This is a genomic window from Clostridium tunisiense TJ, from assembly GCF_000300195.1.
GTDB classification, from domain to species: domain Bacteria; phylum Bacillota; class Clostridia; order Clostridiales; family Clostridiaceae; genus Clostridium_J; species Clostridium_J tunisiense.
On the sequence record NZ_AMQH01000002.1, the window covers coordinates 414,879 to 426,560 of the forward strand.

At 32.3% G+C, this 11,682-nt stretch carries 8 protein-coding genes; 3 read left to right on the top strand and 5 right to left on the bottom strand.

The window, feature by feature from the left end; translation table 11 throughout:
- Positions 1-453 precede the first annotated feature (453 nt).
- Positions 454-1,830 (top strand): VgrG-related protein, encoded by a 1,377-nt coding sequence (locus tag C661_RS0101965; protein WP_017413614.1) that lies wholly within the window; start codon positions 454-456, stop codon positions 1,828-1,830.
- An 8-nt stretch (positions 1,831-1,838) separates the two neighbouring features.
- Positions 1,839-2,336: a hypothetical protein gene (locus C661_RS0101970; RefSeq protein WP_017413615.1), complete on the top strand. Its 498-nt coding sequence runs from the start codon at positions 1,839-1,841 to the stop codon at positions 2,334-2,336.
- Between the two features lie 110 nt (positions 2,337-2,446).
- On the opposite strand, the gene C661_RS0101975 is transcribed toward C661_RS0101970, so the two are convergent.
- Entirely contained in the window at positions 2,447-4,240 is a 1,794-nt protein-coding gene (locus C661_RS0101975) for a M6 family metalloprotease domain-containing protein (RefSeq protein ID WP_017413616.1), read from the bottom strand.
- A gap of 568 nt (positions 4,241-4,808) precedes the next feature.
- On the opposite strand from C661_RS0101975, the gene C661_RS22560 reads away from it, so the two are divergent.
- Positions 4,809-7,367: a family 10 glycosylhydrolase gene (locus tag C661_RS22560; protein ID WP_017413617.1), complete on the top strand. Its 2,559-nt coding sequence runs from the start codon at positions 4,809-4,811 to the stop codon at positions 7,365-7,367.
- Between the two features lie 64 nt (positions 7,368-7,431).
- On the opposite strand, the gene C661_RS0101985 is transcribed toward C661_RS22560, so the two are convergent.
- The 4 genes from C661_RS0101985 to C661_RS0102000 form a co-directional block, all read right to left on the bottom strand.
- A complete protein-coding gene (locus tag C661_RS0101985) occupies positions 7,432-8,772 on the bottom strand; it encodes a lipopolysaccharide biosynthesis protein (RefSeq protein WP_017413618.1) in 1,341 nt (446 codons plus the stop codon).
- A gap of 111 nt (positions 8,773-8,883) precedes the next feature.
- A complete protein-coding gene (locus C661_RS0101990; RefSeq protein WP_017413619.1) occupies positions 8,884-9,705 on the bottom strand; it encodes a cohesin domain-containing protein in 822 nt (273 codons plus the stop codon).
- Positions 9,706-9,994: 289 nt separating this feature from the next.
- Positions 9,995-10,981: a UDP-glucose 4-epimerase GalE gene (galE, locus tag C661_RS0101995; RefSeq protein WP_017413620.1), complete on the bottom strand. Its 987-nt coding sequence runs from the start codon at positions 10,979-10,981 to the stop codon at positions 9,995-9,997.
- 162 nt (positions 10,982-11,143) lie between these two features.
- Complete coding sequence (locus tag C661_RS0102000) at positions 11,144-11,455, bottom strand: hypothetical protein (RefSeq protein ID WP_017413621.1); 312 nt, start codon at positions 11,453-11,455, stop codon at positions 11,144-11,146.
- Positions 11,456-11,682: the final 227 nt, after the last annotated feature.

Below are 11,682 nucleotides of genomic sequence, written 5' to 3' on the forward strand. Positions count from 1 at the left end.
TTCGACAAAGCTTCTACTTTTTCCTAATAAAGTTTTTATACCTTCGACAACATCGAGCAATTTCCCATTTCTTTTCTTTGTTTTTTAACTCTTATTATATTTTCAATTTAAGTACTCTTTTCCAATCTTTTACAATTATATTAACTAAACTTTTTACAAGTAAATCTAACTGTTCCTTTATTCAAAGTTCATTATACAACATTTATTAATAAAAATTCATTAATATTTTTTACATAATTAATTTTATTTTAACAAAACTGGTTTATTTTCGAGTTTTTTTATAATTAACGTCAATTTTGGAAGGTATTTTACAACCTAATTATGTGTTATAATAATTACTATGTAATATTGTGAAGTATTTAGGCTTTCTTATCAAAACTTTACTTAAGCTAGCCTAAAAAGGTGAATAACAGTTTTTCTGTTTAAGTTTATAAAAAATTTGAGGTGATATTATTGAAAAAATTTAAAATCAGAGCTTTGCTTCTTGCCCTGACCCTTTCTATTTTTGCTAATACTTCCATAGCTCAGGCAGCAACTATAAAATATGATTTTAATAAAGATGGTTTAGTTGATGTTAAAGATATAGCGGAGCTATCTAAGTATTACTCTACAACAAATGCAGCCTATGACCTTAACAAAGACGGCATGGTTGACATTTATGATGTTACCCAAATCTCCACGGCTATAAATTATTCTGCCTTTAAGGTCTTTAACGCAAATGGGGACTTTGTAACAGGTTATAATAATGGAGACTTATTTTCTGCAATAAACGAAGCTTCAAAACTACCAAACGGCTTCGTTATGAGTAATGGAACCTTAGCTTGGAATTCTTCTTCCTATTGGATATACAATGGTGAAACCGTGGTTAAAAGTGCTCCAACAGCCTATCAAGCAATGGCTGAGGCTCAAAACTTAGCTGGTGGAAAAGTTGCTACAAAGCTTGGAACCCTACTCTACGATAAGGCTAATAATGTGAAAAATGTGCTTGGGGTAGCTAGTGATGATGTAAACTTCAGACAAGGACCCAGTACCTCCACTGCAAAGCTAGGGGTATTGCCAAACAACACGTTAGTCCATGTACCTAATTTAGCAAGAAGCTTTTTTAATGTTGATTGGTACAAAAGTGATAACTCTATTTTAAAGGGTTATGTTTACTACAATTATATGGATATAATCCAGGATGATTTAAATCAATCCTTCCTTGGTTATGTAGCTGCAAAAAAAGAATCTGCTATGGATGCAGGTGCTATTTCAGATAATCCCGCTGATAATGGAGGAGTATCCTGTGGTGCCTTCCAGCTTTCTGCTAATATGGGAAGTCTTGGAGCCTTTATGACTTGGCTTCAGGGCATTGAACCTAACTATTATAAAACTTTAAACGATGCAAAGATTGCTGATGGTACCTATGGTGCAAACTTTAAAGCAGCCTGGGTTGGCATTGCAAATAGTGAGCATGATAAGTTCTATAAAATTCAGCAACAGTATACAAGGAAAAATTATTATGATTCTTTCTTAAGTATAGCTTCTAGAAATGGTTACGATACTCGAGAGCTTGTGAAATATAATGCTACTAGAAATATGATCATGTCCACTGCAATTCAACATGGTCCTACTGGTGCAAAAAACATTTTCATGGCTGCTGGTTCAATTAACGATATGAATAGTTTTATTGACAGAGTTTATGCTGAGAGGCTTAATATAACTGCTATAAAATATCCGCCAAACTCTCCAGACCCTGGCAAAGTTGCTATTTATAATGCAGTTAAAAATAGGTTTCAAGAAGAAAGTGCTGAAATTAAAAGAATCTACCAAAGAGAAATCAGCTATTAGGAGGATATATGAAAAAGAAATATGGGTACTTAATCCTAGTATTAGTTGTTATAGTAGCTTTATCAGGAACCTTTTATTTTGTTAATAAAAACAAACAGGCTAATAAGGGCGAGGAAAAGGTAATTGTTATTAATCCGGTTCAAAACTATAAAAATAACGAGGCCTATGTTGAAGAAGTGGTAAATAACCTTTTCCAAATAACTACAAATCTTGTTAATAACAAGACCTCAGACCCTTCATACCTAGAGGAGGTAGTTGATAAGAATTCTAATGCCTTTAGTGCTGTGGAAAAGGAACTATCTGCTCTTAGGAAAACTGGTGGAGAAATCCAACTTGTTGTTGACTCTTTGAACATAACACAAAAGTCAGACACCCTATATGAGGTGGCAGTAACTGTTGATAAGATTAATTCTAATGCTACTGAAAATAAACCTAACCTAGAAGATTTACTTTTAACTGTAAAGGTACAAGAAGGATATAAAATAGTTGAATATGTAAAAAAATAATTTAAAAGGAGCTAACTTATTTTTACTAGGTTAGCTCCTTTTTTCTACTATTTATTATGCATACTTTTACCTTGTTTATTTAGTAATTTTATAGGATCCTTATTAGTCTTTTATTGACCAAACCCTAGTGATACCTTTACTAAATCGTATAAGTCAATAATACTGTCTCCATTTACATCTAATCTTCTTTCATAGGCACTCTGACTATTAGAAACATTATAAGCTTTAGCTACAGTACCTAAATCCTTTATATCAATATATCCATCATTGTCAAAGTCTACAAAGTATTTTCCACTGATTTTTATGTTCATACTAGCACTACTATCAGATAGTACGTTAAAGGTTAATCCAGTTGAGGAATTACTTTGTAGGTTACTGTTTGGTATAGTATTGGTTGAGAAGGTACTATATAAAGACTTATTAAAGTAGTGCTTTAAGCCATTTCTATAGCCGCTCAAAGCATAATCCTCTTCCTTTAGGTCTAGCTGCTTTATTCCTAAGGCTGCTTCATTTGCTTCCTCTAGGTCTACACCTTTGCTATATTCATTGTCATTAACAGTGTTACTTCCCATATTAGCTTCAATGACAGCTTCATTAATATGCCAAATTGCAACTCCTGAGTTTATTCCAAAAGTTCTTAAACTTTCATCATAGCTTGTGTGCTGCCTATTTTCTAGCAAGAAATATTCCTTTGGATTTCTAGTTGGCACTTTTACCACATTATACTGCCCACTTAAGGAATAACTATTTAAGACTTCCTCTGTTTCATAGTTTATCACCTTAGGCTGTAGAAGGCCTAAATAGATTTTACTCCAAGGGTCTAAATTAGCTGGAGTTTGTCCTGAATATTCTCCAATTAAGTTTCCCCAGCTTCCTGAGCCCATTAAGCTGTGCTCTCCTACCCCTTGGGAACTATAATCAGTATCATAAAGATCTGGAAGACCTAGGTTATGCCCTATTTCATGAGTTAAAGCTCCTATTGTTGCCTTATGATCTTGGTGTTTCTCCCCAATGGCAATATAATCTTGATTGAAAAAGTTTATTCCATCTAAGGAAAATTGTAGAGGTACACTTGATTTATGTGCCCAAATGCTTGGCTCATAAACATATGGCTCTTCATATAAGGTTGAAGCTTCCTGTCCTGCTACCACTATAACTAAGTGCAGCTCCTCTGCAGTAAGTTTTCCATCTCCATCTTTATCATAGTCCTTAAAATTTATATAGGTGTTAGCTTGTACTAACACATCTCTAATATTATACTGTATGCCCTCTAATTTCCCTCCATAATTAGGGTGATTATAGTTTAAGGTAACGTTTATCACTCCATCATTTGAGGTGCCTTCACTTTCTTGTACTGGCTGAAAATTAATTTTATTAAAAGAATTATCCTTATAGTATTTGCTCAAGGACTTTGAATTCAAATTAAATATAGAGTCATACCAGCTTTCACTGCTATAGCTTAGTTTTACATCATTAAATTGAACCAAAAGTACTAAAGCCTTCTGAATTGGTGCAGGAGTCCTATTGCTGTTATATGCTGAAATTCTAGCTTTCTTAGCTAGTAAGGGTCTTTGAATTTGAAGCTTTTGTCCTAAATTATCCTTTGTTACTCTTTGCTCTGGCACTCCATCAATGTTATACTTTTCCTCCAAAGGAATTAGTTGTCCATATTTCATATTTGAATAATGCCAGTAATCATCATTACCTTTTGTTAGAATACTGCCTTCTTCTCCAACTAAATAGTTTAACTTTTCATCCCCTGAAAGTGTAGCCTTGAATTCTACCCCATTCGGTTGAGCTACCACTCTGCTTTTATTATTCGCAGGTACAGCTTGTACATCTTTACTTATGGCTAATAACATTATGGTGAAAATAATTGTCCATATTTTTGTAACTTTACCCATTTTCTCCCCCCAAAAAAATAAAAATAATATTGATTATGTAGTCCTAACCTTTATATTAAGGCTGTTATAATTTCTTAAAGGCTTTTGTACTAAATAATTTCAAAATTCATCATAATACCCTATAACATGCACTTTCTATAAAGTTAATTTTATTATATCATAAAGTTTAGTATAAATAACCAGAAATTAATTGCTGAAATACTAATTTTCAAAGAAAATGTGCAATTACTCATAATAATTACACAAGTCTTTTGTAAACTATTTGCATATTCTTATATTCTTGTATTCTTCTCTTGTTATATTGTGGTACTCAACTATAGTATTTTCAGCTTGTATTTATACATTTTTTACCACATCTTATCGAATTATTATAATTATCATGATAAGTTGTAGAACTTCTCAAGTAATTTTCCATTAATTCCATTATTTTTTTCATATCTTTTGAATAAGGTTAAAGGTTTTTTTTAATTTATGTAGAATAGTTTAAAAGTAAAATGACTTTATTATTCTTGACCAAATGGATACTGGTTAAAGTTCCTATATTTATAACTTAACAAAGGAGGTTCAAATGAAAAAAAGTTTAAAAATCATAAGTTCTTTAGTTGTAACTCTTACTTTGCTTTTTAACAGTACCGCAACTGCAGGTGCTACAGGGTTTGAAAAGGCCTCATCAACTGGGGAAATATCCACTCCTAAAGAGGAGTTTAGAGGTGCATGGGTAAGTACTGTATTTAATATAGATTGGCCCTCAGATACTGGTCTTTCTATTGCTACTCAAAAACAACAGTATCTAAATCTTGTTAATGAGATGGATTCCATGAATCTTAATGCTGTAATCTTTCAAGTAAGATCCATGGGTGATGCAATTTACCCTTCTAATTATGCTCCTTGGTCTAAATACTTAACAGGAAATTTAGGACAGGCCCCTGGATATGACCCTTTACAATTTGCTGTAGAGGAAGCTCATAAGAAAAATATGGAGTTTCACGCTTGGTTTAACCCCTTTAGAATTTCTTCGGACCCAAGCTTTAATAAAGACCTTTACATAAGCAAACTTCCTGCCAGCAGTCCTCTTAAGAGCCATCCTGAATGGATTGTTAATGCTGGAAACTATTATTGTCTTAATCCTGGAGTACCAGAAGCTAGACAATATATTATTGATTTAGTATTAGAAGTGGTTAAAAACTATGATATCGATGCTATTCATTTTGATGATTATTTCTATCCTGGAACTTCTTTCCCCGATAGCGAGCAATTTGCTACCTATGGAAAAAGTTTTAGTAACATCAATGATTGGCGAAGAGATAATGTAAACAAACTTATTTCTCAGCTCTATTCTAAAATTAAAGCAGAGAAAAGCTATGTGAAGTTTGGTGTAAGTCCTTCTGGAATCTGGAGAAATAGTTCTTCTGATCCTAATGGTTCAGCAACTTCCGGCAAGAGTCATTATGAAACAGCTTATGCAGACTCAGTAAAATGGATCAATGAGGGTTGGCTGGATTATATTATTCCTCAGGTATACTGGTATATTGGCCAACCTGGTGCTGATTATGCAGTACTTACTGAATGGTGGGCTAACCAAGTTAAGGGAAAAAATACTCATCTTTATATGGGGCAAGCAGCCTATAAGGTAAATACCTCTGGTGCTTGGTTATCTGGAGATGAAATTTTAAAGCAAGTTAATCTTAACAGACAGTATGAAGCTATAAAAGGAAATTCCTTGTTTAGCATCTCTGATGTTTTGGAAAATAAATTAGGAATAAAAGATAACTTAAAAAACATTTCCTTTAAATCGAAAGCTATAATTCCTGCAATGCCATGGATTGATAGTAGTAAACCAAGTGCACCCTTTATTAATTCTGTCAAAAGTACTGGCACAGGTATGCAGGTTAATTGGACTAATTCTAACCCTAACGATACTTCTTATTATTTTGTTTATAGGTTTAATACCTCGGAAACTATTACCTTAAATAATCCATCAAAAATTGTGGGTAAAGTTCAGGGGACAAGCGAAAAAAATTATACTTTCCTAGATACTACCGCAAGCCCAGGTGAAAGCTACTATTATGTGGTAACCTCAGTGGATAGAAGTAATAATGAAAGTAGTCCAAGTAATAAACGAATAAGTTCTGGAGTTAAGATATACAACTTTACAATAGATAAACCATCGCCTCAAAAGGTATATTCTCTGATAAACCTTAGCGCCAATGGGGAAGGAAATAGTGGAGAGCTACTCTATAAGTTCTCTGTTTATGATGGTTCTAGCAAAAAACTAATTCAAGATTATTCCACCTCTAGTAGCTGTGAGTGGGTACCTTCTAAGGCTGGGGATTACACTATAATTCTTGAAGCAAAAAATTCTGATTCTCCTAATAGCTACGATGTGATTATGGAAAGTAATTTCCGTATCGATGCCTTAAAAAAGATATTCTTAGATCCTGGTCACGGTGGCAGTGATTCTGGTGCACCAGGGTATTATGGGACCTATGAAAAAAACATTGTTTTACCTATAGGATTAAAACTAAGAAACATGCTTACTAAAAATGGTATTGATATTATGATGTCTAGAACCAGTGACACCTATCCAACTTTAGGTGCTAGAACAACTATGGCAAATAATTGGAAGAGTGATTTATTCGTTTCTCTTCATACTAATTCTGTTGAGGGTTCTACTGCAACTTATGGACTTGAAACCTTTCATTATCCTGGTGAATATACTGCAAGAGACGTAGCATCTATTATTCAAAGTTATTTAATTAGAAACACTGGTACAAAGGATAGGGGAGTTAAATCAGCGGACTTTTATGTGCTGAGGGAAACTGATATGACTTCAGTTTTAGTAGAGTTTGGCTTTATGTCTAATCCACAAGAGGAAACTAAACTTAATACAGATAGCTATCAAACCCTTTGTGCTCAATCTGTAGCGGATGCACTCTTGGATTACTATGATATTAATCCTAATGATTTGAATAAAGATAGTGCTGTGGATATAAGAGATTATGCTTTCATGGCAAAACGCTATAATACAGATGAGGCTTCAGCTAACTGGAATGAGGGCTTAGACTTTAACGGAGATAAAATTATTGATCTCTATGACCTTGTTAATTTCTCAAAGAAAATAAACTAATTAAAATTTAAAGGAGTAATGTATAACTTTATACATTACTCCTTATTTGTTTGGTATTTATATGTTACTGTTCTATTTTCTTTATGCTTTTATAGGTTGTAATTGGCCCTAATACAGCGAATAGTAACAAGGAAATTCCTGTACCCATGGCTATTCCTGTGCTTCCTAGGTTAAACTTATTAACTAACAATATACATAAAGGTATGTTAATTGCTCCAGCAAAAAGATAAGCTACCATTTGAATATTTAACTCACCTATGGCATTTAGGAAGTATTGGAAGATAGTACACCAAATATGAATCATAGTGTAGGCTGCACAAGCTATAATTAAACCAATACTAGTTTTTTGTGCTTTACCAGCCCATACATTAATTACAGGATTGGTTATAAATATGGTTATTATTATTCCAACACCTATTAAGGCTGTTACCATATATATTTTTTTAAAGGTGCTTTTTATCCATTTTACATCCTTTTCATAATAAGCCTTAGCAAAAGCACTCCAAAATGGTGTCATTATTACTATAAATACTGTAATAAAGTTTCTAAAAAGCTTACTGACAAAGTAATATGGGCTTACTTCTTCAGGTCCCAATAACTTTGTAATAAGAAAACTATCTGTTGAGAATAAAACTACTGTTGCTATTTGAATTATTAAAAACTTTGTACTAGTTCCTAAAATATCTTTTGTAAGAGTTCTATCCACAAACTTAAAGCTTGGTCTTACTTCTTTTAATTCTCCACTAAAATCTCTAAAGCTAAGCCATAATATAATTACAATAGCTGAAAAATTGTATATAAAACTCATGAGTATAACATTATTTATATTAAAAATGTTAAAGAGAAAAATTATTCCACAATTTACTGCAGTGGATAGAAAGGAAATATAGTTAACTAAATAAGACTTCATTATTGCATGATATATAGGGAAAATTAAGCCCAAGTAGAAATACACTAAATAAAGATTTATCATTAAGTTCATCATCAGTGTTAGTGTGTTTCTTGGTAGTACCTCAGGACTTACATTAAAGACCCCATTCCAGTCAATTATAAAACTTGAAACCGTAAATATGACTAAAAATATTACAGTTAATATTCCCATGATATAATAGGTAGTACTTATATATTTTTTCGCTAAAACATGATTTTTTTCGTTTAGAGCATCAGTTAGCTTATTTCTTAACCCATTTGCAAGGCCCATATCTAGCATGTTTATCCAGGTAAGAATAGATAGAATGGTAAACCATACTCCAGCAATGCTGTCATCTCCAACGTTTCTATAAATTAACCCAGTTAAAATTACATTCCCTACTATATACCCACCACGGAATATTCCTAACCCAAGTATATTTTTAATTATGGAGTTGTTATTAAACTTACTCCATATTTCTTTCATTTTATTCATTGTTATTCTCCTCATTACACTTTATAAATTAAAATTAGTAATCCATAGTAATTTTTTTCTTTTGTAAAAGTTTAGTGCTACTTTTCTCCATCCAATATTAATGGTTTTAAACTATTTCTTTTTCTTAAATCTAAAATATCCAAATCCACCTAGGGAAATAATAATTATTCCGCCTAAAATATAAGCTATAGATGTACTCTTACCTTTAGGATTATTATTTTTAGGTTGCTTTGCTATATCCTTATCATCCTTTGTACTATCATCAGGATTAGCAGGGTTAGCATTATTATCTATAGCTTTCCCATCCTTTTCAACTGTAGCATCCTTTGACGTGTTTGTTTGTTCGCTACTAGTTTCCTTGTTTGAATCCTTGTTAACCTTCTCCCCCTCTGCTACCTTTTCAATTTTAGGTGCAGTATAAGTAAAGGGCTCAAATTTATAAGGCAGCTCTTCAATATTTTTATCACAAATTTGCATTGTTACAGTGTAATCTTCATTAGGAGTTTTATTTCCATACTTACTTGTAAGCTTAAAATCCTTAGTGTCTAGCACTGTAGCTTTGAGCTTTATTAAGTTTCCTTTTCCTGAAAATCCATTAATATTGCCCATGCAAGTAAACCCATAACTCACTAAGCCTTTGGCTTCATCTATGTTGTTTAAAGCTTCAAACTTGCTTATTTTGTTGTCACTTATTAATTCTCCTGGAATAATTTCTTCAATTTTTAGCACCTTTGAATCATACTTAAAATAAAAAGATGCTGCATATAAACTTTTTATTTCACTAATATCTACTAATATTTCAATGTGATTGCCTTTTTCTACTGTACCTTTTATGGTTGCCTTTACCTCTAAATTTTCTGCGGCTTTAGCCTTAAAAGAAAATATAAAGCATAAGCAAAATGCAACTAAAAGGATGTTTATTCCTCTCTTCATACCTTTTCCCCCACTTCTAATGGTATTTCTTTCATTTATTAAGTTCCTTAACTTTAGAAAGTTAAGTTATTTCCATGCTATTTTATAATATCCTGGTTTTTATCATAATCCATAGTTACCTAGTACGGGTTTCTACAAAATTATACTATATTAAGCTGTAAAATTCTATAAGATTATAATTCCAATAACTTCTGAGCTTTTATAAAAATAAAGAGGCGAAGAATACACTTGCCCCTTGAATTTATCTGCTTTTATAATTTATAGTTTGTTGCCTTCAATTGTTTAATATTTACTTTTCATATCCATTAACATGATTTTTGTGCCAATTCCACGCTGTCTCGATAATAGTTTCAAGTGTATTAAACTTTGGCTTCCACCCAAGTTCCTTTATTGCCTTTTCAGAAGATGCTATAAGTATTGCTGGGTCTCCTGCTCTTCGCTCTGCAACTTCTGCTGGAATCGGGTGTCCTGTCACCTTTCTTGTAACCTCTATAACCTCTTTAACAGAGAAACCTGTTCCATTGCCTAGATTATAGATTGCACTTGGTTCTCCTCTCATTAGTCTGTCTAAAGCTAGACTATGAGCTGAAGCAAGATCACTTACATGAATGTAGTCTCTTATACAAGTTCCATCTTCAGTGTTATAATCCTCACCAAAGATCATAATTTTTTCTCTTTTTCCTTGAGCTACCTGTAGTATCAGTGGGATTAAGTGACTTTCTGGACTGTGATCTTCCCCAATTTTTCCATTTATATGTGCCCCTGCAGCGTTGAAGTATCTAAGCACAGTAAACTTTATTCCATAAGCACTATCACACCATCTTAAGATTTTTTCCACTAATAATTTAGATTCACCATAAGCATTAGTTGGAATAGTTTTATCCTCTTCAAGAATCGGTAGATTTTCCGGTTCTCCATAAGTTGCAGCAGTAGATGAAAATACTATGTACTTTACTCCATGGTCCTTCATTGCCTCAAGTAAATTAATAGTTCCATATACGTTGTTATTAAAGTACTTTAAAGGTTCCTCCATGCTTTCTCCAACTAAGGAATAAGCTGCAAAATCTATAACTGCTTCAATTTTATTTTCATTAAATACTTTATCTAGTATAGCTCTATCTCTTAAATCTCCAACATAAAGCTTTCCACCAAGTAATGCATCTTTGTGTCCTTTTTCAAGATTATCAAGTACCACAACTTCTTTTCCCTGTTCTAAAAGTTCAGCAACCATGTGGCTACCTATGTATCCTGCTCCTCCACAAACTAAAATACTCATACTTTACCTCCTAGTAGAATTAAAATAATTGTGTTTTTTCAACATTACAATTATAACACTATAGGCTTCCTTAGTGAATGTTATATTTATTCCTTTCCAAAAGCCTTAAGAGAACCCTGATAGTCGCCTGTGTAAGTTAAATTCTAACTTTGGCTTCTTACATTAAGATATGTGCTCTTCTCCTAAAAAATAAAACTTGTCATTTGCTAGATTTTTAAGGTTTTGTAGCATATCCTCTTCTTTGTCACTGACTTCACCTATCCACCCTCTAAATAATTTAAATAATTCTTCTCTAAAGTATTTTGAATTAATCATTGGAAAACCTTCTAGTAGAATAAATCCTTCATTTAATGCTTTCCTAACTTCAACCCCATTGTATTGAAAATAATATTTATTGCCTTCAACGGATAATTCTCCAATATTATAATTTTCCCCATTTTCATCTTTCCAGAATAGTCTTAGTACCTTGCTCATATGTTTTTCTCCTTATTTTCATACAAATTGTTATATGCTTTATTTTTTGTATTATTGACATGAAGTGCCATTATAATACAAGTGTAGCTACTTATACTATCTATTGATATTATACTATTTAAATTTTTTTCTTCAAATTATTGTCGATGTTTGGTATACTTATATTATGTTATTTTCAATCTCTAAACTATTTTTTCCTGTGGAATAACTTATTGAATTAGCTCATT

Excerpts from the sequence above, each read along its gene's own strand:
- C661_RS0101970 (WP_017413615.1), top strand. The coding sequence starts at position 1,839 with ATGAAAAAGAAATATGGGTACTTAATCCTAGTATTAGTTGTTATAGTA.
- C661_RS0101975 (WP_017413616.1), bottom strand. The coding sequence starts at position 4,240 with ATGGGTAAAGTTACAAAAATATGGACAATTATTTTCACCATAATGTTA.
- C661_RS22560 (WP_017413617.1), top strand. The coding sequence starts at position 4,809 with ATGAAAAAAAGTTTAAAAATCATAAGTTCTTTAGTTGTAACTCTTACT.
- C661_RS0101985 (WP_017413618.1), bottom strand. The coding sequence starts at position 8,772 with ATGAATAAAATGAAAGAAATATGGAGTAAGTTTAATAACAACTCCATA.
- C661_RS0101990 (WP_017413619.1), bottom strand. The coding sequence starts at position 9,705 with ATGAAGAGAGGAATAAACATCCTTTTAGTTGCATTTTGCTTATGCTTT.
- galE (WP_017413620.1), bottom strand. The coding sequence starts at position 10,981 with ATGAGTATTTTAGTTTGTGGAGGAGCAGGATACATAGGTAGCCACATG.
- C661_RS0102000 (WP_017413621.1), bottom strand. The coding sequence starts at position 11,455 with ATGAGCAAGGTACTAAGACTATTCTGGAAAGATGAAAATGGGGAAAAT.